Genomic DNA, 20767 nt, shown 5'->3' with positions numbered 1-20767 from the left:
CCAGCTAAAAAAAGCCTGTTCCCAGCAGCGGAGCAATGCGGTCAGAAGTATGCACTATACCATGTAATTAAACAGCAAAATATATTCCATGACGCTCGTATGGCTTTATGCCGTCCGGGCGCTTTTTTGTCCCTATGGAGCCGGAACATCGGGTCAGCATGGCCCGAACTTTATCCCCGGTGCCGCGCCCCACCACCCCATTCAGATTTTCCCAAAAAAGTCTGAATGGAGGAAGGACAGATGGAAGTTACCATCAATTATAACGGACAAGCTGTGGCCGTGGAGGTCACGCTGGAAGTCTATGAATTTCTTGATCGGGCAGATCACAAAACGGAGAACCTGTTCCATGAACAGCGGCGGCATTGGGATGGCCGGGAGTTTGACGAGTACATCATTACCACCGAGGGTGTAGGAGCCTACGGCGAAACGCCGGAAGAATACCTTTGCCGCATGGAAACGCTACATGAGCTGATGGCAGTTCTGGACACCTGTACCGAGGCCCAGCGCCGCCGGTTCCTGCTCTATGCGCTTGACGGGCTGAGCCTTGCAGAGATCGGTGTGCTGTGCGGCTGCTCCAAAGTGGCTGTGTATCAAAGTGTGGAGGCGGTCAGAAAAAAATTTATAAATTTCTTTGAGAGCAGGCTTAACGAATGACCTGTTTTCTGGCTACCAAGTGAAAGGGATCATTTCCCTTATCTCAGCGAGGGGCGGACAGCGGACGAGCTGCCCGCCTCTCCGATTTTCAGGAGGTAAGCCTATGAAAACAATCAATCTGCGGTGGATGTATCCCCACTACCGGCATGACGAGTTTGTGGATGTTACGGACGAGGTATGGGCAGCGATGTATCAGGCCCAGCGGGAGATGGAGAACTATGAGCGTCGGAAAGTCTACCACCGCGCCTACTACTCTCTGGAGGCATACAGCTGGCTGGAAAATTACGCACTGGAACACAGCAGATCGCCGGAAGATATTTTGCTGGAACGAGAAGAAATGACCACCCGCCTGCACCTGATAGCAGCTCTGCCGGTGGCTCTGGCTCATGCCACTCCGACACAGGCCCGCCGTGTTCACGCCTACTACATTGCCGGTATCAAGCAGCCGGAAATCTCCCGGAGAGAGGGCGTCCACAGCAGCAAGGTCAGCGTTTCCATCCGTCGGGGTCTGCGGAATATGCGCCGCTGCTATGATGACCTTTTTCAAACAGAGTGAGGGCGTGCCTATGCAGACCATCAATCTCAAACAATATTATCCATTTTGCAAAGAGGACATTTTTGTGGAGGTGTCCGATGAGATCGTCGAAGCGTTTCTTCTGGATAAGAGAGCCGAGGCCGCCAGAGAACGCAAGATGTTCCGGTATAAGGCGTTTTACTCCCTCGATTGTAACGATGGAATCGAAAATGCTGCAATCGGCTGGGCGCAGCCATCGCCGGAGGATCATCTGATAGAAAAAGAAGAATTAGCCGAATACGAAGAACTGATACGGCGATTGTATGAAGCCATTTCTTCCCTGCCGCCTATGCAGGCTCGCCGTGTCCACGCCCGCTATATGCTGGGTATGAAAGTGAAAGATATTGCCGCAATGGAGGGTATCACACCATCACAGGCGGGAAAATCCATCCACGCTGCACTGCGGAGGCTGCGCCGGTACTTTGCGCGTCAGAAATGGACGGTCAATCTATAAGCGTTTCCAAAGAAAAGAGGTGCATGACATGAACGAAAAAATTACAGCCCAACCCCCAAAAGAAGAACGGCAGGAAGTCCTGAAGGAGATCCGGCAGCTTGAAAACCGCAAGAAGATTTTGGAGAACAAGCAACGAAACGAAGAACGCAGGGTTCGCACCCGCCGCCTGATTGAGCGCGGAGCCATTTTGGAGGGGATTTTCCCGCTGGCTTCCAGCCTTTCCGGCGCAGAGGTCAAAGCATTTCTGATTGCCCTGTCCTATCTTCCGGGGGCTGCGGAATTGACTGCAAACCTGCCAAAATCCGGGGATATGCCATAAGTCCCTTGTTTACAAGGGCGCACTTATACACCGTTGCCGGTGCTGTGCGCCCTGCCGGGGGCGTTGCGTACTTCGTCCGCGATGGGAAGCTACGCTCCCCAAACCCCTTGTGTGCTCTGCGCAGCCAAACACCCGCTTTGCGTTTGTCCGGCTCCACAGAGCCTGTTATCCCCTCACTGAAAGGAGGTGTTCCCCATAGATTTCTGTCATATCCCCGTCAGTATCATCAAGCGCAGCGCAGGCCGTTCAGCCGTTGCCGCAGCTGCTTACCGCAGTGGAACCAAGCTGACAAATGAATGGGACGGAATGATCCACGACTACACCCGGAAAGGCGGCATTGTCCATGCGGAGATCATGCTGCCTGCCCACGCCCCGCCGGAATTTGCAGACCGTTCTATCCTCTGGAACAGCGTGGAGCAAATCGAGAAAGCAAGAGACAGCCAGCTTGCCCGCGAGATTGAGGCAGCTTTACCCCGTGAACTGTCCGGCGAACAACAGCTTGCCCTTGTGCGTGCCTATGTGAAGGACAACTTTGTAGACAAAGGAATGTGCGCCGACTTTGCTATCCATGACAAGGGAACCGGCAACCCTCATGTCCATATCATGCTGACGCTCCGGCCGTTGAAAGAAAATGGACAGTGGGGCGCAAAGTGCCGCAAGGCATACGATCTGGACGAGAATGGACAGCGTATCCCGGATGGGAAAGGCGGCTGGAAAAATCATCGGGAGGATACGACCGACTGGAACGATAAAGGAAATGTGGAGATTTGGCGGGCAGCGTGGGCAGCCTACACCAACCGGGCACTGGAATCTGCCGGTAGACCGGAGCGTATTGACCACCGCAGCTACAAGCGGCAGGGCATTGATAAAATTCCCTCTGTCCATCTGGGGCCAGCTGCCAGCCAAATGGAAAAGCGCGGTATCCGCACCGACAAGGGGGAAGTAAACCGACAGATCGTCGCCGACAACAAGCTGCTGAAAGAAATCAAAGCTCGCATTACCCGTCTTTATCGCTGGTCGAAAGCGGAAGCGGAAAAACCACAAACGCAGCAAAGCAGCTTGACCGCCTTGTGGGAAGCCCAACAGCAGTTGAACGCTCCCCGCACCCGCACCGGCAAAATCCGGGCTTTGCAGGAAAGCGCTGCACTATTCAGCTTTTTGCAGGTAAACGGCATCCAGTCTATGCAGCAGCTTCATGAAAAAATCGCTGATATGAACAGCTGTTACTATGACCTGCGGGGAAAGATCGTCAAGGCTGAGCGCCGGATCGCCATTCTTACCGAACGCGGGGAGATGTGGGAACAGTACAACCAGTACAAGTCCATCCACAAGCAGCTTGCCAAAGTAAAACCGGAAAAACGGGAACAGTTTGAGCAGCGCCACAGCCGGGAACTGATCCTGTATGATGCAGCAGCCCGGTATCTGAAAGAACTGAAAGACAGCGGCGAGGGGATCACCCCGAAGGCATGGCAGCGGGAAATCGACCAGCTGGCCGCCGGAAAGCAGACGGACACGCTTGCCATGAAATCCATGCGGGAGGAGTTGAAAGCAGTGGAACGGCTCCGCAAAACCGCCGAGCAGCTGTCCCGACAGGAAAGGGACAAGTCTCACGACCGTGGGCCGGAGCGGTAAAGGCTACCGCGTTTTGGCGTACCCCTGTCAAGTGCGTCGCGTTTCACGACATACTTTTGCATACAGAAAAACCGTCGTACAGGTTTCCCCATACGGCGGCAGACTGTTTATTTGCCGAACAAGTCGCTGTGTGTGCCGGTGCGGGCCAGCGTCAGCACCAGAACATCATCCTCTATGCGATAGACAAGCAGCCAGTCCGGGAGAATATGACATTCCCGATGACCTGCCCAATCGCCGGACAGGTCATGGTCACGGTTCTTATCCGGCAGCGGTTCGCCCATTGCCAGCAATGCTACGACCTGCTCCAGCAGCTCAATCTTCAAGCCACGCTTGATGGCTCGTTTGTAGTCCTTTTTGAAACTGGTCGTGTACTTGACGGTATATTTGGTTTCTTTCATCTTTTCAGGTCAGCAAATAACTCGTCAAGGTCATTGTAGCCCTTTACAGACGGGTCTTTTGCAATCCTTTCCGCTTCCAGCATGGCAGCAACCGTTTCTTTGTTCGGCTGTTCCAGCCTTACTTCAAAGGGAATGCCGCCTTCACGAAGCGACTGGCGCACAAAGATGTTAAACGCCGTAGTCAGGTTCATGCCAAGTTCCGTAAACAGTGCGTCCGCCTGCGCTTTCAAATCTGCGTCCATGCGGATACTGATGTTTGTGGTATTTCCAGCCATACGATCAACCCCTTTCTGCTGGCAATTATAGTATATGCCATTTGCACGAAGAAAACAATACTTTGCACGAATATTTAACAATAAATTCATTCAAGGAGGTTACCTGCTTTATGAAAGAAATCATTTATGAAGAACAACAAGACTGAACCTATCCCTGTCATGGATTACCGCCAGTACCGCAGAGCGCGGAAACTGGTGCATGAGTGCTGCAACTACATTGCCGGAAACTGTATCGCCCTGGACGATGGGGAGGAATGTATCTGTGTCCAGTCCATTTCCTACTCCCTGTTGTGCAGGTGGTTTCGGGCGGCGGTATTGCCGCAGGATAAGGAACTGGAAACGGCGCTGTTCCACCGGCTGAATGCTAAGAAATGCGCCGTATGCGGGGCGCTGTTTACCCCCGGTTCTAACCGGGCTAAATACTGCCCGGAATGTGCCGCACGCATGAAGCGGATTAACGCCGCAAAGCGCAAGCGGAAACAACGGGAGAAATGTCACGCTTTAGGGGCTGAAAAACCCTTGTAAATCAAGGCTTTTTTTGAGGGTGTCAAAGGCAGTCTGATAGATTTATCCTCTGACCCCTAAAATAGCCTTAAAATGCGTACAGAATCCCAAAAGAACCCCTAAGGAGGAACCCTATGTCAGACAATCGAAAATATTATTACCTGAAACTCAAAGAAAACTATTTTGATGATGATTCCATCGTGCTGCTGGAAAGTATGCAGGACGGTGTGCTGTATTCCAACATTCTGCTCAAGCTGTACCTGAAATCGCTGAAACATGGCGGGCGGCTCCAGCTTGACGAGGACATCCCTTACACAGCGCAGATGATCGCTACCATTACCCGCCAGCAGATCGGCACTGTGGAGAGAGCCTTGCAGATCTTTTTGAAGCTGGGTCTTGTGGAAGTGCTGGACAGCGGCACATTCTACATGAGCAACATCGAACTTTTAATAGGCCAGTCCTCTACCGAGGCCGAGCGAAAGCGGGCTGCAAGGCTTCAAAATAAGGCTCTTTCTGCGCTCCGGACAAGTGGCGGACATTTGTCCGACATTCGTCCACCAGAGATAGAGATAGAGTTAGAGAAAGAGATAGAGATAAAGAGAGAGATAGAGAAGGTACGCCCTGAAACGGGGCACCCTTCCCACACCTATGGCCGTTACCAGAATGTTTTCCTGACGGATGAAGAACTGGCAGACTTGCAGGTCAGCTTTCCTGCTGTATGGGAACAGTACATCGAAAAGCTGTCCGAGTACATGGCTTCTACTGGCAAGCGTTATCAGAGCCATGCAGCGACCATCCGGCGTTGGGCCGGTGAGGACGCTAAAAAAACGGTCACACCCTCACGCAACCGGGATTACAGCGTAAAGGAGGATGAAACTGTATGATTGAGATTACCGCAGAAATCCGGGCATTCATCGACAAGGCAGCTGCCGGTGTGGAATTGGCTGAGGACGAGTATATAGACCCGTCAGACGGGCTCATTCACTGTAAGAAATGCGGCGGCCAGAGGCAGACCGTTGTGCCATGCTTCGGGAAATCCGGCTACTTTATGCCGCACTGCATCTGCCAGTGCCAGCGGGAGGCTGAGGAGCAGCGCAAGGCTGCTGAAGAACGGCAGCGCCGCATGGAGCGTATCAAACGCCGAAAGGCACAGGGCCTGCAAGACCGTTATCTGTACGACTACACATTTTCCAATGATAACAGGCAAAACCCATTGATGGACAAGGCTCATGCCTATGTGGAGAACTGGAAAGAGGCATATAAGAGCAATATCGGGCTTTTACTGTTTGGAGATGTGGGAACCGGCAAGTCTTTTTTCGCCGGATGTATTGCCAACGCTCTACTTGACCAGGATGTGCCGGTGCTGATGACGAACTTCCCCACCATTCTGAACCGCCTGACAGGGATGTTCTCTGAGGACAGGTCAGAGTTTATTGCCAGCTTTGACGAATATGACCTGCTTATCATTGACGATCTGGGTGTAGAGCGCAGTACCGAATATGCTATGGAGCAGATGTTTTTCGTCATCGACAGCCGCTATCGCAGCCGAAGACCCATGATTATCACAACAAACTTGAAACTGTCCGAGCTGAAAAATCCGCCTGATCTGGCCCACGCCCGTATCTATGACCGTATTTTGGAACGGTGTGCGCCGATCCTCTTTGACGGGAAGAATTTCCGGGAAGAAAATGCCGGTGTCACCCGACAGGCAGCAAAAGACATTGTAAACAGTAAGCACGATTGATTTTTTACCGGGCGGCACAGACCCGTTCGGAGAAAGGAGCGCTATGAACAAAGAACCCCGTACTATGCAGATGGCAGACGCCGCTGCTGCGGCCAGAGCGCCGGAAAACACGCCAGCGATGGTAAAGAAAATCGGCAAGACGACCTACAAGGTTCATGTCCATTTCAGCAATACCAGCACAGAAACCATGAGCGATAAAATCAAGCGTATGCTCAAAAATGAAATTCAGCAGATGTGACAGACTGATAAACTAAGCCGCCTTGTGCTAAACTGATGATGGTACGCACCAAAATTTTTGTCAAGGAGGACATGAAAATGCTTTACACAGAAAAAGAGAAACATGAAATTGAGCGAGTAAAGGAAGTCTTTGCGGAACATCTGCGGCAAAGCCCTGATTTTGAATTGCTCTGGTCGGACAAGGTGGGCTATGTCTGGCTGACGATTGGCGTAAATCCAGTCTATGTGGATACCGGTATCAGGATAGAATCTGCCGCCGATCTCTGCGGCAAGTGTTTGGATGATGTTGCTACGGATGTTTTATATATGACTGGCAACGATCATGCACTGGAAGCAGCCGACCCGCTGGAGTTAGCCGAAATCAAGCGGCTCTGGGAGCCATATATCAACCAGCTGCCAGACTATGCGTATCTCTGCAAAGACCTGCTGAACGGAAAAATGTAATCTGTTAAATGAGGTGTCAGGAGCCATACAGTGCTTCTGGCACCTTTTGTGAGTTTTCTGTGAATTTGATTAAAAAGTCCTTGACAATTTGTCTCTGGAAAAACAGCCAAGTCGATCCTGATTTCCTGTGGTGCGCGCCTTGCGGTATTCGACATTGCAGAGCTGCGTGAGGTCACGGCCTATGATGAGCTGGAGCTGGACACTCTGGGAGACCGGAAAACTGCCCTGTTCCTCATCATGAGTGATACTGACGATAGCTTCAACTTCCTTATTTCCATGTGCTATACCCAACTTTTCAACCTGCTCTGCGAAAAAGCCGACGATGTGTATGGCGGCAGGCTCCCAGTCCATGTGCGCTGTCTCATTGATGAAGCCGCCAATATCGGGCAGATTCCTCGTCTGGAAAAACTGGTGGCCACTATCCGAAGCCGTGAGATCTCCGCCTGTCTGGTGTTGCAGGCGCAGAGTCAGCTCAAGGCGCTCTATAAGGATAATGCGGATACCATCATCGGCAACATGGATACTTCCATCTTCCTGGGCGGTAAGGAGCCAACCACCCTCAAGGAGCTGGCTGCCGTGCTGGGCAAGGAAACCATCGACACCTACAACACCGGAGAGAGCCGTGGCCGGGAAACCTCCCACTCTCTCAACTATCAAAAATTGGGGAAAGAGCTGATGAGCCAGGATGAGCTTGCGACGATGGACGGAAACAAGTGCATCCTCCAGCTGCGTGGCGTGCGTCCTTTCCTTTCGGATAAGTACGACATTACCAAGCACCCCAATTTCAAGTACACTGCCGACGCCGATGACAAGAACGCTTTTGACATTGAAGCATTCCTGTCCGCAAGGCTGAAACTCAAGCCCAATGAGGTCTGCGATGTATATGAAGTAGACACAAAGGGCGCTTAACTTCGTTCCGCTTTTGAAAGGAGTGATCTTATCTATTCGCCGCACCTGCCCTCTACGGGCCATTGGCGTACAAAGCGGACAATCGCAAGAAAAATAATGAAAAAGGAGGACAGCCGGAATCATGCCCCCAGAAACCGGGCGGCAGATTGTTCCGGCTTTTGTATGCCTATGAAACATGACAAACCTATTTTTTAATCAGATTCCGGCTAACAAACTATATGGCATTTTTTGAACAGGCAATCACCGTTCTTCAGACCCTCGTTATCGCGCTCGGTGCCGGTCTCGGTATCTGGGGCGTTATCAACCTGCTGGAAGGTTACGGCAACGACAACCCTGGTGCAAATGCTCATGTGCGGTAAAGTAATAAAAAGATTTAGGTAGCCGCCTTAACTATTCCTAAATAAGATAATATGCACAGTATTTTCTCGTAAATAGAAAATAAATTATTGCATTTTACCAATTATTATGTTAAAATGACAATGTAACAAAGAGCTATGTATTTTTAAGGAAAGGGAGGAACTTATGAATTTAAGAAAATCTATTTTAGCACTTTCAGTAGTAGCTGGAATTGTAGCTGCTCCAATGACTGTATTTGCCGCTCATACTCATAGTTGGGGTTCTCCCCAGTACTATGGATATGAAGATGAAATGCCTGGTATATATGATGACTGGGATAAATGTGCGACACGTCATGTATATAATTACAAACAATGTTTAATTTGTGGAGAAGTAAGCATTTATGAAGTTGAGACGATTGAAATGTCTCACAAATGGGTGAATGGTGCATGTGTATATTGCAACAAAGGTTACGCGAAAGAGATAAATTAACATAGTATCATTACCGGCAAGTTTATAATCAAAAAATAGAAAGCATTGAGAATATTTCAAAATTTCTTGAAAGTACTCTCAGTGCTTTCTTTGATAATATGAAAGGAGAAATAAATGCAAAAAAAACAACTTTCTGTATTAGTACTAATTATTTTATGCTTTTTATTAGGATGTAACAGAGAAACACCAAAAGATGAATCTCAACAAAATTATGAAGATGAATCTAATATTTCTAAAACAAATGGAGAAGAACTTGTAAATATAAACAGTGAATTGTTAGGTTCGACTCCTTTTGATATCCAAATCGATAAAACAGCATTGCAGACTAGAAAAGAAACAGAAACAGAAGTTACAATAAAGACAAATTTAACAGACTGGGGTTATACTGTTTCTTCTGAAAAAGGGAAAATATCTGATATAAATAAAAATTCATTCATATATATAGCACCTAAAGATGAGAGGGATGATACTATAAAAATACAATTATCGGACTATGAAAATGGCATATCATATGAATATACAATTCCACTTATTTTTGCGGGAAACAATGAACATTCTTTAGATAAATTCAAGGAAAATCTTTCAAGATTACCTAATAGTTAGTAAAGAGTCGATAGACTAAAGTACCACCATCCTCTTTTATTTCAACTGAATATCCATCCCGCCGCACCGCAGCGGCACATGAAGCAGTAAATCCGAAAAAGATTTGCTGCTTTTTTTGCGTCCATTTTTGGCAAATTTCCAAAAGTTCCGTATTAGACAGTGAAACCAAAAAAGGCTGCCATTTTTTTCAGACAGCGGGCAAAACGCAGCTTCCGAAACGCCTTATTGTCGGGAAAGACCGAGCCGCCGGAAAAGTTCTTGCCGGAAAGTCCGTCCATTCTGCTCTTTTGTGGTTTGTAGGGAGTAAGGGAAAAACGCCAGCCCGCAGCCTTTTATAAAAAAAGCTGGTTATAGATTTTCTGAAAAAGTGGCAGTAGCAAGTGAACGGCAGGCCGGCAGTTTCTTAGAGCAAGATTCTACCGAGGTGCCAAAATTCGCTTATCGCTCATTTTGCCCCTGCGGGAATCTTGTTGGGGAGTGCCTTCCCCAAACCCTGCTTATGCGGCTTGCGCCGCTGAAAAACCCCTCAAAATATTTTTCGGATTTTTCAAAAACAGTTCCGCTTCACACCCTGTTTTTCTCCTATTAGTGAGAGGACACCACGCACAGAAAGGAGGTCAACCACCTATGAAACGATACAACACGCCGCACCGCAGCCGGGTAGTCAAAACACGCATGACCGAGGAAGAATACGCCGAGTTTGCCCAGCGGCTTTCTGCTTACCACATGAGCCAAGCCGAGTTTATCCGGCAAGCCATAACCGGGGCAGCCATACGCCCCATCATAACCGTTTCCCCCATCAATGACGAGCTGCTTGCCGCTGTCGGGAAGCTGACCGCCGAATACGGGAGGATCGGCGGCAACTTAAACCAGATAGCCCGGACGCTGAACGAGTGGCACAGCCCCTATCCGCAGCTTGCCGGGGAGGTACGGGCGGCGGTTTCCGACCTTGCTGCCCTAAAGTTTGAAGTCTTGCAGAAAGTGGGTGACGCTGTTGGCAACATTCAAACATATCAGCTCTAAAAACGCCGACTATGGCGCAGCGGAAGCCTATCTCACATTTGAGCATGACGAGTTTACCATGAAAGCCACCCTTGATGAAAACGGGCGGCTGATACCGAGGGAGGATTACCGCATTTCTTCCCTCAACTGCGGGGGCGAGGATTTCGCTGTTGCCTGTATGCGAGCCAATCTCCGCTATGAGAAAAACCAAAAACGGGAAGATGTGAAAAGCCACCACTATATCATCAGCTTTGACCCACGGGACGGGACAGACAACGGCTTGACCGTAGACCGGGCGCAGGAGCTGGGCGAGCAGTTCTGCAAGGAGCATTTCCCCGGACACCAAGCCCTAATCTGCACCCACCCGGACGGGCATAACCACAGCGGGAATATCCATGTGCATATCGTCATCAACTCCCTGCGGATTTACGAAGTCCCGCTTCTGCCCTACATGGACAGACCAGCCGACACACGGGAGGGCTGCAAGCACCGCTGCACCAACGCCGCTATGGAATATTTCAAGAGCGAAGTCATGGAAATGTGCCACCGGGAGGGGCTTTACCAAATCGACCTCTTGAACGGCAGCAAGGAACGGATAACCGAACGGGAATACTGGGCGGCAAAGAAAGGGCAGCTTGCCCTTGACAAAGAGAACGCCGCCAGAGAAGCCGCCGGACAGCCGACCAAGCCCACCAAGTTTGAAACGGACAAGGCGAAGCTGCGCCGGACGATACGGCAGGCACTTTCCCAAGCTGGCAGCTTTGACGAGTTTTCTTCCCTTTTGCTGCGGGAGGGTGTGACCGTCAAGGAGAGCCGGGGGCGGCTTTCCTACCTCACGCCGGACAGGACAAAGCCTATCACAGCCCGAAAGCTGGGGGACGATTTTGACAAGGCTGCTGTCCTTGCCCTGCTCACGCAGAACGCCCACAGAGCTGCCGAACAGACCAAAGCCATACCCGAATACCCTGCCGCAGTTAAAAAGCCGTTACAAGGGGAAAAAGCTGCAAAAACCACCCCGGCAGACAACACCTTGCAGCGCATGGTTGACCGGGAAGCCAAGCGAGCCGAGGGCAAGGGCGTGGGCTATGACCGCTGGGCGGCAAAGCACAACCTAAAGCAAATGGCAGCTACCGTTACCGCCTATCAGCAGTACGGCTTTTCCTCCCCGGAGGAACTGGACGAAGCCTGTTCTGCCGCCTATGCCGCCATGCAGGAAAGCCTTGCGTGGTTGAAGCAGGTGGAAAAGACGCTGAACGGGAAAAAGGAGCTGCAACGGCAGGTGCTTGCCTATTCCAAGACCCGCCCTGTCCGGGACGGGCTGAAACAGCAGAAAAACGCCAAAGCAAAAGCAGCCTACCGTCAGAAGCATGAAAGTGACTTTATCATAGCAGACGCAGCCGCCCGCTATTTCAGGGAGAACGGCATTTCCAAGCTGCCGAGCTATAAATCCCTGCAAGCAGAGATTGAAAGCCTTATCAAAGAGAAAAACAGCGGCTACAACGATTACCGGGCAAAATGGGAGGAGTACCGCCGCTTGCAGACTGTCAAGGGCAATATCGACCAGATTTTACGCCGGAGCGAGCCGCAGCGCAGAAAGGAGCAGAGCCATGAACGGTAATATCCCCCGCATGGACTACCGCCAGTACCGGGCAGCCCGCCGCCTTGTGCATGAGTGCTGCAACTATGACAGCGGGAACTGCCTGCTGTTGGAGGACGGCGAGCCTTGCGTGTGTGTACAGAGTATCAGCTATTCGCTGCTCTGCCGCTGGTTTACCGCCGCTGTCCTGCCCCTTGATGAAGCACTGGAAGCCGCCCTCTTGCGCCGGGGAAGCCGGAAACGCTGCGCTGTCTGCGGGGCGTTCTTCTTCCCAAAATCCAACCGGGGGAAATACTGCCCGGACTGCGCCGGACGCATGAAGCGGATAAACGCCGCCAAACGGAAGCGGAAACAAAGGGAGAAATGTCACGCTTTAGGGCATTTCAAACCCGCATAAATCAAGGCTTTTTTGGAGGGTGTCAAAGGGTGCGTGATACATTTATCCTTTTCCCTTAAAAACGCCCCCTAAAAGCGTAACAGAACCCACAGACAGACACCACAAGGAGGTGAACCCTATCGCTGATTATATGACCGCAGGAACGGAGCTGCCCGCTTACCTGCCTTACCCCCGTTTCCTGCTGGAAACAGACCTATCCCACACCGCAAGAGAGTTATATGCGCTGCTGTTAGACCGTTCCACCCTTTCGCAGAAGAACGGCTGGCAGGACAGCGAGGGACGGACATACATTGTCTACCCCATAGCAGAGATAGCGGAAATGCTGGATAAAGGCTGCACCACCATAAAGGGCGCACTGAACGAACTGGACGCTGCCGGGCTGCTGGAACGCAGACGGACGGGCTTTTCTGCCGCCAACCGTCTGTATGTGAAAGTGCCGCCTATCCCAGTGGTACAGTTTTCCGACCAACTGACGGACGGAAAACCGCCCCTCATAAGGGCGGGAAACCGACCAACTGACAGCCGGAAAACTGACCTTATGACGGTCGGAAAACCGTCCCCTAACCAAACTAATATAAACAACCTAATAGAGAGCCAAACAAAAGGAGCGAGTGAGGGGCAGCCCCCCGCCGCTTATGGCAGATATAAAAATGTATTTCTTTCTGACACAGAACTTTTGGAGCTGGAACAGGACTTCCCCGGCAAGTGGGAGTATTACCTTGACCGCCTTTCCTGCCACATCGCTTCCACCGGGAAGCAGTACCAGAGCCATGCAGCCACCATTTACAAGTGGGCGCAGGAGGACGCTGCCAAAGAGAAGCCAAAGAAAGGCATACCGGACTATTCATTCAAGGAGGGAGAAAGCCTATGACCGATACAATCCACAACACCATACTGCCTATGACCGACACCACAGCCGAGCCGGAGGATTACACCGGGGAGGACGGGCTTTTATACTGCGGCAAATGCCGGAAACCCAAAGAAGCCTATTTCCCGGAGGGCAAGACCTTTTTCGGGCGTGACCGCCACCCGTCAGAGTGCGACTGCCAGCGGGCAGCCCGTAAGGAACGGGAAGCCGCCGAGAAGCGGCGCAGCCACCTTGAAACGGTGGAACGGCTGAAACGGCAGGGCTTTACAGACAAGACCATGCAGGACTGGACATTTGCCAACGATAACGGCAGCTGCCCGCAGATGAAGAACGCCGCCGGATATGTGGCACGCTGGGAACAGATAAAGGACGGGAACTACGGGCTGCTCTTGTGGGGCAGGGTAGGCACTGGGAAAAGCTATTTTGCCGGGTGTATTGCAAACGCCCTCATGGAGCAGGAAGTCCCGGTGCGCATGACAAACTTTGCAGCAATATTAAACGACCTTGCCGCCAGCTTTGCGGGCAGGAACGAATATATTTCCCGCCTTTGCAGCTTCCCCCTGCTCATCATTGACGATTTTGGAATGGAGCGTGGCACAGAATACGGTCTGGAACAGGTCTACAATGTGATTGACAGCCGCTACCGGAGCAGGAAGCCGCTGATTGTGACGACCAACCTCACGCTGGAGGAATTGCAGCACCCGGAGGACACCGCCCACGCCCGGATTTATGACCGCCTGCTTGAAATGTGTTCCCCTCTCTGCTTTACCGGGGAGAATTTGAGGAAAGCCGCCGCACAGGGAAAAATGGAACAGCTGAAACGGCTGCTTGCCGGAAAGGAGATTTGCCTATGACCGACACCCAGAGAAACAAACGCCCTGCCCGCCGCCCGGACTGCGTGACCGAAACGAGGATAGGCAACACAATCCTTGTGGTGTCTGGCTTTTTCAAGGAGGGGGCGACCGACACCGCCGCTGACAAGATGATGAAAGTGCTGGAAGCAGAAGCCGCCGCCGGATATTTGACCTGTGATAAGCCTGATTGAAAAACCGTCATTTTTACCGACCGTAAAGAAGCAGATTTGACGCTTTTGCCGCTATACAGACAGCCGCCCCATGTGGTACAATCAAGGTACGGAATAGTGGGGCTGGCTGTCGGAAACGGAGGAATTTATGTTAAGACAGACCACCCAGCAACTCATTACCGCCCTTTACCCAAGACTGTCCCATGAGGACGAGCTGCAAGGCGAGAGCAATTCCATTTCCAACCATGATGTAATGTATAGAGGGTGGATTACACCAAAAAACATTACATCATGACTGGCGGCTCATTTGTGGCGAATGAAAAGACAGTTATGATAAAGGAGGGATGCCCTCAAACCTACCGTAACTGTCAACCACATTCCCACGAAAGGAGCCTTGTATGGAACTGACTTACACCAAATGCGGCGACTATCTCATTCCCAACCTTGTGTTATCGGACACCAAAGAGTACCATATCGGGAAATATGGCCGGTTGCGCCGTGCCTACTTAAAAGAACACCGGCCCATTCTGTATACCGATCTTATTGTCACTGAAAAGCTGTTTCCCCATTTGGAGGAAATCGACACCGCCTGCCGGGAGCGGCTGGAAATTATCGAAAAAGCCATGATGCAGCAAGAGGGCTTCACAGAAGCCCTGAAATCTGCCGACCAGATGGCATGGGTGCGCTCCATGAACTCCATCCACAACAGGGCCGAGGAAATCGTCCTGGCGGAGTTGGTCTACTGTTGAGGGAGGGAACGCAATGATTTTGGAAGCCATGTATAACGGGGAGTTTTATCCCTGTGAAACCGTTGTTCCCACATCCCCGGAATACCGCAAGGCGATCCAAACCTGTGCGGCGTTGATGGAGCAGTTATCCCAGCGGCTCAGCAAAGAGGACTATGCTCTGGTGGAGGAACTCCGGGCGCAGAACGCTATCGCTCAGTGCGAAGAAAGTGAGAGCCATTTCAAGTATGGCTTTTCGGCGGGGCTGATTGTCCAGCAGGAGGCCCATGAACAGCTGCAAAACAAGAAATAAGCGATGGCCGAAAAAGCCCACGCAGCCGGAAAGACCGGTGGCGTGGGCTTTCTGTATATATGGTTATTCTGTCAGATCATCCGAAGTTTCCGCAACCAGCCGGTCAAAGTCGCTCTGATAGGTCCGATCCTGCAATACCCGGAACTTTTCAAACTCTTTCTCAGCAAAGGCTTTGGCGATGGCGGCGTTCACCTTGCCTTTATCATGCAGAATATCTTCCTCGTTGAACTGTAAAAATGCGTCAAGCCGCTTGACCCAATCGGCCATATACATGACATTTCCCCGGCGGGCCTGCCGTTCCGCATAGTCAAGGTACATGGTGACGATCTCGTTCAGGTTTCGCATTTCCGTTTCGTTCAGATAGTTTTTGGCGACGGTGACATCCGATTTGCGGATACGGCCTTTGGGGGCGTTTTTCCATGTGGTAAGCCCCATGTTGGGCTTAGTGCTGTCGGCACGGCCATATACGATCTCGGCGGCGGTATGATGGGTGACCGCATAGTGGAGCTTATTCTGCACCGTGGCGAAAAACTCCTTTGTAATAGGGCTTTCCACATCGTAGTCGGCACTGCACTGGGAATAGATGTCCGTGATTTTCTGGTAAAATCTTCTCTCGCTGGCCCGGATGTCCCGGATACGCTCCAGCTGTTCCTCGAAATAATCCTTGCCGAAAAAGTTCTCCGGCTCCCGCAGCCGTGCGTCATCCATCACATAACCTTTGATGATGAACTCTTTCAACACTCTGTTTGCCCAAATGCGGAACATGGTCGCCTTTTTGGAGTTCACACGATACCCCACAGCGATAATGGCATCCAGATTGTAATAGTTGGTCTGATACCGTTTCCCGTCCGCCGCAGTTGTTTCCATTTTGGAAACAACTGAATCCTCGCTCAGTTCGCCGGATTCAAAGATATTTTTCAGATGCTTGGAAATGGCCGCTTTCTGTACCTCGAACAGCTCTGCCATTTTTGCCTGTGTTAGCCAGAGGTTTTCCTGAAAGAGCAGGATTTCCACCCGCACTTCTCCATTTTCGGTCTTGTAAAAGAGGATTTCTCTGGTTTCATACGGGGTCAGTCCCTGTTCCTCACTCATTCTTCGTCACCTCCATCCGTCCGGTTCTTTCCCCGGCTCTTGTAGACATTGTACTGATTCTTGCACCGTGGACTGCAAAAGGCGGCGTTGGACCGGTTGCCCAGGAACACCTTCTGGCAGTGCTTGCACAGGCGCAGGGGCTGGTCACTGTCCACCAACATGAAGCTGAACATCATCTGGATGCCCAACAGTAGGGAGTGAAAATCCCAGTAAATGGTGGGCTTATCCAGCAGCTCAATGTGGTAGCTGGGGGCGATCCCGCCAAATGCGGCCATGGCCTTGCGGTGCAGCCCCCGTTCGTCCTCGCCCATGAAATCATAGTCATTGTAGTAGAAAAAGGCGGTGGTCAGCGTAAAGGCCCAGTCCTTGAACTGTTGAGCAACCCACTCGTAGGGTTCCGCATATTCCCGCTGGAAACTCATGTTTTTCGCCATCGGCTCGTCCATGAAGGTCATGGTCAGGGCAATCATCGTCCGGTCACCGGACACATTCCACGTGGATTCTATGCCTTTCTTCACCAAGTCCAGCTGGTCAAAAGGATAAAACAGGGACAGGTATTTGTCTGTCGCCATGGATTCTTCCTTAATGAAGTGGTTTTTGGGCAGGTATACCGCCTCATAGTCCATAAAGGACGGCGTGGTGGGCAGGGCGGTCATCAGCCCCAGCAGGCCGTACCGAGTGATAAACTCCATTATCGCCTTTTCCACTTCTGCTTCCGGCTTGCGCCCCATCATCAGCATCCCCACATTCAGCGCATCCAGCACAATATTGGGGACCTCTTTCAGCGGATTGTAGACATCCGGCTTTGCACTCTTGCCGGGGGTGATGTACCGCTTTCCATCTTCCGCTGTTTTCAGCTCGTAATGATCGTACCGCACCCAATGGGAACGGGACTGTTCAAATAAATTTTTCATCATACACGCCCTTTCTCCTTAATCGTCCCAATTATCAGGGGCGGTTTTTCTTTTTTCTGCGCTTGGACTTGTTCTCCCGCCGGATCACGGCATCCTTGCCCTGTTTCCTTGCGATTTTCGAGTATTCCTCCAAAAACTGGCGTTCCCGCAAGGTCAAGCTGCCGCCATGCTCCTGTTTGCCGCACATATGGTCATACATCTGGCGCTGCAATTTCTTGTGGATGGTTTTCCGCAGCTTGCGGATGTTGCGGTCAGACTGCCCACGCACAGCGGCAAGCCGGGTGGTGCTGTACAGCCGCAAAGAGAGAAAATATAGAACTTCCTTGTGCTCCTCGCTCAGTTCCTCCACCATGCGGGAAACAAAGGCATCGGCGGTCAGGTTGTGCATCTCATAGGGGCAGTCAAACAGGATGTCCAGAAAGTTTCCGGCCATCAGCTGCCGGTATGCGGGATTGTTCATCCAGCGGGGAATGAGCTTCGGTTCCGGCACCGCCTGATATTCCAGCGGCACATCCCCACGAAGGTTTTCGTGGTCTCGTTCCCGGCGCTCCCGGTTCCGGTCCAGCTTGTTCCATTCCTCCACCACGGCCCGGAAATCCTTTTCGGTGCGGGCCGCTTCCTCCAGCCGCCGTATGGCCTCAGCCCGCATCTCCCGTTTGAGCCGTTTATCACTGACCGGGGCGGCTTCTTCTTCCTCGTCCTCCAGCTCCGCTTCATAGTTGATGGGATGCTCGTCCTGCTCCAGCTCACTTTCCAGCTCGGCCAGACGTTCTTCCGCAAGCGCCTGTTCCAGCGTTTCTTCCGCCCCAGCGTCCCATCCGGTGAAGCCACCCTCGGTATCCAGAAGCTCGTCATCAGACAGATACGCCATGACCCCACCTCTTTTCAAAAAAATATTTTACGATTTTTCAAAAATGGTTCCGTTTTGCACCCCGGATTTCTCCTATTAGTGAAAGAGTAATCTAATAACAAGTTACTTGGGTTACATTCGCTCGTTCACGCAGGAGAAAGGGGGCTTTCGCCATGTTCAGGCTTGACACAAAAAATGAGTAACACAATCGCAGGTTACAAACAACGGAACTATAACAACAGTATACACCGGATGCGCCGAAAGCGCAAGAAAGAGAGGTTCTATGGCAGATAAAAACGCCGTGTTTCTGACCCGGCACATTGGCAAGACCACCTATAAAGTTCGTGTCTACCTCAGCGAAACCGCCGAGGAAACGATGGAAGATAAAATTCTGCGGCTGATCCGCAATGACGGGCTGGCAAACCAGCCGGAATGTGGTATAATGGAACTGCCACAAATGAGCCGTCCGTCTGAAAGGAGCGCCTGATATGGCAAACAGACAGACGGAAGAAAAAATCACTGCGCTCTATGAGCGCCTGTCCCGTGACGATGACCTCACGGGCGACTCGAACTCCATTCTGAACCAGAAACGTTATCTCGAAAGCTATGCAGTACAGCGGGGCTACACCAATATCGTCCACTACACAGACGATGGGTGGTCCGGCGGCAACTTTGACCGTCCCGCATGGAAGCGCCTTGTGGCGGACATCGAGGCGGGAAAGGTAGCCCATCTGCTGTGTAAGGACCTAAGTCGGATCGGCAGAAACTACCTGCAAACCGGCTTTTATACCGAGGTAATGTTCCGGCAGAATGGGGTTCATTTTGTTGCTGTCGCCAATAATATTGATAGCGAGGAACAGGACAGCGGCGAGTTTGCGCCCTTTCTCAATATCATGAACGAATGGTATCTGCGTGACCAGTCCAAAAAGGTTTCGGCAGCATACCGTGTCAAAGGCAAGGCGGGCAAGCCAACCACCAACAACGCCATCTATGGCTACAAAAAAGACCCGGAGGACAAGGACCACTGGCTGGTAGACGAGGAAGCCGCCGCCGTGGTGCGGCGGATCTTCCGGCTTGCGGTGGAGGGGCACGGTCCCCATGAGATCGCCAAGATACTCACACAGGAAAAGGTGGAGTGCCCCGCTTATTATCTGGCACGAAACGGTAGGGGCTGCCGAAAAAACACCGTGGACACCAGCCGCCCCTATGACTGGTACGGCTTCACGGTCAACTCCATGCTGACCAAGCCGGAGTATATGGGGCACACCGTTAATTTCCGTTCCTCTAAAAAGTCCTATCGGGATAAGCGGGTAAAAAATGACCCGTCCGACTGGCTGATCTTTGAGAACACCCACGAGGCCATTGTTGACCCGGAAACCTGGCAGCTGGCCCAGCAGGTGAAACGGACGGTGCGCCGAACAGATACCACTGGCGTCGCCAATCCCCTGACCGGCCTTGTGTTCTGTGCCGACTGCGGAGCCAAGATGTATAACCACCGGGGCAAGCGCAAAAAGGACAGGCGAGAGTATGGAACCGACTTCTATAACTGCTCCACCTATACCCTGACTTTTGAGCGTGAAACCCAGATGTGTTTTTCCCACACCGTCAGCACCAAGGCCCTGAACGCCCTGATTCTGGAAACCATCCGCACCACAGCCAGCTATGCCATCCAGAACAAGGAGGAATTTATTCAGAAAGTTCGCAGTATTTCACAGGTTCGCCAGCAGGAAGCGGCAAAGGAGCTGAAACGCAAGGTTGCCAAGGAGCGCAGGCGCAGCGCCGAGTTGGACGTGCTGATTAAAAAGTTGTATGAAACCTATGCCATGGGCAAGTTGGAAGAAAAAAGGTTCGAGCTGCTGTGTGCAGAATATGAAAAGGAACAGGCCGAACTGGAACAGCTGCTTGCCTCCGAGCAGGCACAGCTGGACCAGTTCCATGAGGACACGGACCGTGCCAGCCACTTTCTGGCGCTGGCACAGAAATATACGGATTTCACCGAGCTGACCGCCCCCATGCTCCATGAATTTGTGGAGAAAATTCTGGTTCATGCCCCGGACAGAAGCACCGGGGAGCGGGTGCAGGAAATTGAGATTTATCTGAATTTCATCGGGAAGTTTGAAGTGCCCATGCCCGGACCCACCGAGGAAGAACTGGCTGCGGAGGAAAAGCGCCGCCAGAAGCGCATCCGTGACCATGAAAAGTATCTGCGCCAGAAGGAGCGCAAACAAAAGATTGCTGAGGGGCTGATTGTTCCGGGTGAACCGTACCAGCTGGTATGCCAGTGCTGCGGAGAGCCGTTCCAGTCTGTCCGCCCTAACGCTAAATTTTGCAAACCCGCCTGCCGGGAGAAGTTCTACCGGCAGGAAAAGCGGAAAGCCAAAGAAACGGAAACATCACAAACTGCATAAAG

29 protein-coding genes and 1 pseudogene are annotated in these 20767 nt (G+C 51.7%); 25 read left to right on the top strand and 5 right to left on the bottom strand.

What is annotated here, in order from left to right:
- Positions 1–240: 240 nt before the first annotated feature.
- From CGC65_RS30235 to mobQ, 5 genes are all read left to right on the top strand, one after another.
- On the top strand, positions 241–654 hold the full coding sequence (locus CGC65_RS30235; protein WP_035394329.1) for an RNA polymerase sigma factor: 414 nt from the start codon (positions 241–243) through the stop codon (positions 652–654).
- A 103-nt stretch (positions 655–757) separates the two neighbouring features.
- Entirely contained in the window at positions 758–1210 is a 453-nt protein-coding gene (locus CGC65_RS30230; RefSeq protein ID WP_005933558.1) for a hypothetical protein, read from the top strand.
- Between the two features lie 10 nt (positions 1211–1220).
- Entirely contained in the window at positions 1221–1682 is a 462-nt protein-coding gene (locus CGC65_RS30225) for an RNA polymerase sigma factor (RefSeq protein WP_035394327.1), read from the top strand.
- A 28-nt stretch (positions 1683–1710) separates the two neighbouring features.
- A complete protein-coding gene (locus tag CGC65_RS30220) occupies positions 1711–2001 on the top strand; it encodes a DUF3847 domain-containing protein (protein WP_005933556.1) in 291 nt (96 codons plus the stop codon).
- Between the two features lie 186 nt (positions 2002–2187).
- Positions 2188–3633 (top strand): MobQ family relaxase, encoded by a 1446-nt coding sequence (gene mobQ, locus CGC65_RS30215; RefSeq protein ID WP_007037415.1) that lies wholly within the window; start codon positions 2188–2190, stop codon positions 3631–3633.
- 107 nt (positions 3634–3740) lie between these two features.
- Here mobQ and CGC65_RS30210 read toward each other — a convergent pair whose 3' ends face one another.
- A complete protein-coding gene (locus CGC65_RS30210) occupies positions 3741–4031 on the bottom strand; it encodes a type II toxin-antitoxin system YafQ family toxin (protein WP_002596328.1) in 291 nt (96 codons plus the stop codon).
- Positions 4028–4306 carry a type II toxin-antitoxin system RelB/DinJ family antitoxin gene (locus tag CGC65_RS30205; protein WP_005924829.1) on the bottom strand — a complete coding sequence of 93 codons (279 nt, stop codon included), beginning with the start codon at positions 4304–4306 and terminating at the stop codon, positions 4028–4030. Before CGC65_RS30205 ends, CGC65_RS30210 begins: the two co-directional genes overlap by 4 nt.
- A 126-nt stretch (positions 4307–4432) precedes the next feature.
- On the opposite strand from CGC65_RS30205, the gene CGC65_RS30200 reads away from it, so the two are divergent.
- The 18 genes and pseudogenes from CGC65_RS30200 (at position 4433) to CGC65_RS30115 (ending at position 15501) form a co-directional block, all read left to right on the top strand.
- Complete coding sequence (locus tag CGC65_RS30200) at positions 4433–4831, top strand: cysteine-rich VLP domain-containing protein (protein ID WP_005933550.1); 399 nt, start codon at positions 4433–4435, stop codon at positions 4829–4831.
- 113 nt (positions 4832–4944) lie between these two features.
- Entirely contained in the window at positions 4945–5694 is a 750-nt protein-coding gene (locus tag CGC65_RS30195; RefSeq protein ID WP_005933547.1) for a phage replisome organizer N-terminal domain-containing protein, read from the top strand.
- Positions 5691–6554 carry an ATP-binding protein gene (locus tag CGC65_RS30190; RefSeq protein WP_005933545.1) on the top strand — a complete coding sequence of 288 codons (864 nt, stop codon included), beginning with the start codon at positions 5691–5693 and terminating at the stop codon, positions 6552–6554. Before CGC65_RS30195 ends, CGC65_RS30190 begins: the two co-directional genes overlap by 4 nt.
- Before the next feature lie 43 nt (positions 6555–6597).
- Positions 6598–6792, top strand: a complete 195-nt coding sequence (locus tag CGC65_RS30185) for a transposon-encoded TnpW family protein (protein ID WP_005933543.1) — start codon at positions 6598–6600, stop codon at positions 6790–6792.
- Between the two features lie 77 nt (positions 6793–6869).
- A complete protein-coding gene (locus CGC65_RS30180; protein WP_014080225.1) occupies positions 6870–7235 on the top strand; it encodes a hypothetical protein in 366 nt (121 codons plus the stop codon).
- A gap of 84 nt (positions 7236–7319) precedes the next feature.
- A pseudogene (locus tag CGC65_RS30175) lies at positions 7320–8144 on the top strand (VirD4-like conjugal transfer protein, CD1115 family); the annotation flags it as partial.
- A 218-nt stretch (positions 8145–8362) separates the two neighbouring features.
- Positions 8363–8503 carry a Maff2 family mobile element protein gene (locus CGC65_RS30170; RefSeq protein ID WP_007037419.1) on the top strand — a complete coding sequence of 47 codons (141 nt, stop codon included), beginning with the start codon at positions 8363–8365 and terminating at the stop codon, positions 8501–8503.
- Between the two features lie 163 nt (positions 8504–8666).
- Positions 8667–8972 carry a hypothetical protein gene (locus CGC65_RS30165; RefSeq protein WP_002569240.1) on the top strand — a complete coding sequence of 102 codons (306 nt, stop codon included), beginning with the start codon at positions 8667–8669 and terminating at the stop codon, positions 8970–8972.
- A gap of 114 nt (positions 8973–9086) precedes the next feature.
- Entirely contained in the window at positions 9087–9575 is a 489-nt protein-coding gene (locus tag CGC65_RS30160) for a hypothetical protein (RefSeq protein WP_002569239.1), read from the top strand.
- 627 nt (positions 9576–10202) lie between these two features.
- Positions 10203–10598 (top strand): plasmid mobilization protein, encoded by a 396-nt coding sequence (locus CGC65_RS30150; protein ID WP_002594236.1) that lies wholly within the window; start codon positions 10203–10205, stop codon positions 10596–10598.
- A complete protein-coding gene (locus tag CGC65_RS30145) occupies positions 10570–12195 on the top strand; it encodes a relaxase/mobilization nuclease domain-containing protein (protein WP_007037423.1) in 1626 nt (541 codons plus the stop codon). Before CGC65_RS30150 ends, CGC65_RS30145 begins: the two co-directional genes overlap by 29 nt.
- A complete protein-coding gene (locus tag CGC65_RS30140; RefSeq protein WP_002594234.1) occupies positions 12185–12571 on the top strand; it encodes a cysteine-rich VLP domain-containing protein in 387 nt (128 codons plus the stop codon). Before CGC65_RS30145 ends, CGC65_RS30140 begins: the two co-directional genes overlap by 11 nt.
- Before the next feature lie 130 nt (positions 12572–12701).
- On the top strand, positions 12702–13442 hold the full coding sequence (locus CGC65_RS30135) for a replication initiator protein A (protein ID WP_002594233.1): 741 nt from the start codon (positions 12702–12704) through the stop codon (positions 13440–13442).
- Positions 13439–14293 (top strand): ATP-binding protein, encoded by an 855-nt coding sequence (locus CGC65_RS30130; protein ID WP_007037424.1) that lies wholly within the window; start codon positions 13439–13441, stop codon positions 14291–14293. The genes CGC65_RS30135 and CGC65_RS30130 overlap by 4 nt, the downstream gene beginning before the upstream one ends.
- Positions 14290–14484 carry a transposon-encoded TnpW family protein gene (locus CGC65_RS30125; protein ID WP_002594231.1) on the top strand — a complete coding sequence of 65 codons (195 nt, stop codon included), beginning with the start codon at positions 14290–14292 and terminating at the stop codon, positions 14482–14484. Before CGC65_RS30130 ends, CGC65_RS30125 begins: the two co-directional genes overlap by 4 nt.
- A 127-nt stretch (positions 14485–14611) precedes the next feature.
- Positions 14612–14758 carry a hypothetical protein gene (locus CGC65_RS31495; protein WP_007037425.1) on the top strand — a complete coding sequence of 49 codons (147 nt, stop codon included), beginning with the start codon at positions 14612–14614 and terminating at the stop codon, positions 14756–14758.
- A 103-nt stretch (positions 14759–14861) separates the two neighbouring features.
- Positions 14862–15212, top strand: a complete 351-nt coding sequence (locus CGC65_RS30120) for a TnpV protein (protein WP_007037426.1) — start codon at positions 14862–14864, stop codon at positions 15210–15212.
- Positions 15213–15225: 13 nt separating this feature from the next.
- Positions 15226–15501, top strand: coding sequence for a DUF6809 family protein (locus CGC65_RS30115; protein ID WP_002596150.1), 276 nt, complete (start codon positions 15226–15228; stop codon positions 15499–15501).
- Between the two features lie 63 nt (positions 15502–15564).
- Here CGC65_RS30115 and CGC65_RS30110 read toward each other — a convergent pair whose 3' ends face one another.
- The 3 genes from CGC65_RS30110 to CGC65_RS30100 are packed head-to-tail and all read right to left on the bottom strand — an operon-like array spanning position 15565 to position 18378.
- Positions 15565–16593 (bottom strand): virulence RhuM family protein, encoded by a 1029-nt coding sequence (locus CGC65_RS30110; protein ID WP_007037427.1) that lies wholly within the window; start codon positions 16591–16593, stop codon positions 15565–15567.
- The gene (locus CGC65_RS30105; RefSeq protein ID WP_007037428.1) at positions 16590–17510 is read right to left on the bottom strand and encodes a hypothetical protein; all 921 of its coding nucleotides are present in this window, start codon (positions 17508–17510) and stop codon (positions 16590–16592) included. Before CGC65_RS30105 ends, CGC65_RS30110 begins: the two co-directional genes overlap by 4 nt.
- A gap of 31 nt (positions 17511–17541) precedes the next feature.
- Complete coding sequence (locus CGC65_RS30100) at positions 17542–18378, bottom strand: hypothetical protein (RefSeq protein WP_007037429.1); 837 nt, start codon at positions 18376–18378, stop codon at positions 17542–17544.
- A gap of 262 nt (positions 18379–18640) precedes the next feature.
- Here CGC65_RS30100 and CGC65_RS30095 point away from each other — a divergent pair, with 262 nt between their 5' ends.
- Complete coding sequence (locus tag CGC65_RS30095) at positions 18641–18844, top strand: transposon-encoded TnpW family protein (RefSeq protein ID WP_002595096.1); 204 nt, start codon at positions 18641–18643, stop codon at positions 18842–18844.
- A 1-nt stretch (position 18845) separates the two neighbouring features.
- The gene (locus CGC65_RS30090) at positions 18846–20765 is read left to right on the top strand and encodes a recombinase family protein (protein ID WP_007037430.1); all 1920 of its coding nucleotides are present in this window, start codon (positions 18846–18848) and stop codon (positions 20763–20765) included.
- Positions 20766–20767 lie beyond the last annotated feature (2 nt).

It is taken from the genome of Enterocloster bolteae, from assembly GCF_002234575.2.
Classification (GTDB): domain Bacteria; phylum Bacillota; class Clostridia; order Lachnospirales; family Lachnospiraceae; genus Enterocloster; species Enterocloster bolteae.
Note: the sequence above shows the minus strand (reverse complement) of the source record. Positions and strands in the feature narration are given on the sequence as shown.

Excerpts from the sequence above, each read along its gene's own strand:
- CGC65_RS30190 (WP_005933545.1), top strand. The coding sequence starts at position 5,691 with ATGATTGAGATTACCGCAGAAATCCGGGCATTCATCGACAAGGCAGCT.
- CGC65_RS30220 (WP_005933556.1), top strand. The coding sequence starts at position 1,711 with ATGAACGAAAAAATTACAGCCCAACCCCCAAAAGAAGAACGGCAGGAA.
- CGC65_RS30180 (WP_014080225.1), top strand. The coding sequence starts at position 6,870 with ATGCTTTACACAGAAAAAGAGAAACATGAAATTGAGCGAGTAAAGGAA.
- CGC65_RS30200 (WP_005933550.1), top strand. The coding sequence starts at position 4,433 with ATGAAGAACAACAAGACTGAACCTATCCCTGTCATGGATTACCGCCAG.
- CGC65_RS30105 (WP_007037428.1), bottom strand. The coding sequence starts at position 17,510 with ATGATGAAAAATTTATTTGAACAGTCCCGTTCCCATTGGGTGCGGTAC.
- CGC65_RS30125 (WP_002594231.1), top strand. The coding sequence starts at position 14,290 with ATGACCGACACCCAGAGAAACAAACGCCCTGCCCGCCGCCCGGACTGC.
- CGC65_RS30150 (WP_002594236.1), top strand. The coding sequence starts at position 10,203 with ATGAAACGATACAACACGCCGCACCGCAGCCGGGTAGTCAAAACACGC.
- CGC65_RS30130 (WP_007037424.1), top strand. The coding sequence starts at position 13,439 with ATGACCGATACAATCCACAACACCATACTGCCTATGACCGACACCACA.
- CGC65_RS30210 (WP_002596328.1), bottom strand. The coding sequence starts at position 4,031 with ATGAAAGAAACCAAATATACCGTCAAGTACACGACCAGTTTCAAAAAG.
- CGC65_RS30170 (WP_007037419.1), top strand. The coding sequence starts at position 8,363 with ATGGCATTTTTTGAACAGGCAATCACCGTTCTTCAGACCCTCGTTATC.
- CGC65_RS30135 (WP_002594233.1), top strand. The coding sequence starts at position 12,702 with ATGACCGCAGGAACGGAGCTGCCCGCTTACCTGCCTTACCCCCGTTTC.
- CGC65_RS30140 (WP_002594234.1), top strand. The coding sequence starts at position 12,185 with ATGAACGGTAATATCCCCCGCATGGACTACCGCCAGTACCGGGCAGCC.
- CGC65_RS30095 (WP_002595096.1), top strand. The coding sequence starts at position 18,641 with ATGGCAGATAAAAACGCCGTGTTTCTGACCCGGCACATTGGCAAGACC.
- CGC65_RS30090 (WP_007037430.1), top strand. The coding sequence starts at position 18,846 with ATGGCAAACAGACAGACGGAAGAAAAAATCACTGCGCTCTATGAGCGC.
- CGC65_RS30100 (WP_007037429.1), bottom strand. The coding sequence starts at position 18,378 with ATGGCGTATCTGTCTGATGACGAGCTTCTGGATACCGAGGGTGGCTTC.
- CGC65_RS30185 (WP_005933543.1), top strand. The coding sequence starts at position 6,598 with ATGAACAAAGAACCCCGTACTATGCAGATGGCAGACGCCGCTGCTGCG.
- CGC65_RS30195 (WP_005933547.1), top strand. The coding sequence starts at position 4,945 with ATGTCAGACAATCGAAAATATTATTACCTGAAACTCAAAGAAAACTAT.
- CGC65_RS30120 (WP_007037426.1), top strand. The coding sequence starts at position 14,862 with ATGGAACTGACTTACACCAAATGCGGCGACTATCTCATTCCCAACCTT.
- CGC65_RS31495 (WP_007037425.1), top strand. The coding sequence starts at position 14,612 with ATGTTAAGACAGACCACCCAGCAACTCATTACCGCCCTTTACCCAAGA.
- CGC65_RS30165 (WP_002569240.1), top strand. The coding sequence starts at position 8,667 with ATGAATTTAAGAAAATCTATTTTAGCACTTTCAGTAGTAGCTGGAATT.
- CGC65_RS30235 (WP_035394329.1), top strand. The coding sequence starts at position 241 with ATGGAAGTTACCATCAATTATAACGGACAAGCTGTGGCCGTGGAGGTC.
- CGC65_RS30110 (WP_007037427.1), bottom strand. The coding sequence starts at position 16,593 with ATGAGTGAGGAACAGGGACTGACCCCGTATGAAACCAGAGAAATCCTC.
- CGC65_RS30160 (WP_002569239.1), top strand. The coding sequence starts at position 9,087 with ATGCAAAAAAAACAACTTTCTGTATTAGTACTAATTATTTTATGCTTT.
- CGC65_RS30205 (WP_005924829.1), bottom strand. The coding sequence starts at position 4,306 with ATGGCTGGAAATACCACAAACATCAGTATCCGCATGGACGCAGATTTG.
- CGC65_RS30230 (WP_005933558.1), top strand. The coding sequence starts at position 758 with ATGAAAACAATCAATCTGCGGTGGATGTATCCCCACTACCGGCATGAC.
- CGC65_RS30115 (WP_002596150.1), top strand. The coding sequence starts at position 15,226 with ATGATTTTGGAAGCCATGTATAACGGGGAGTTTTATCCCTGTGAAACC.
- CGC65_RS30225 (WP_035394327.1), top strand. The coding sequence starts at position 1,221 with ATGCAGACCATCAATCTCAAACAATATTATCCATTTTGCAAAGAGGAC.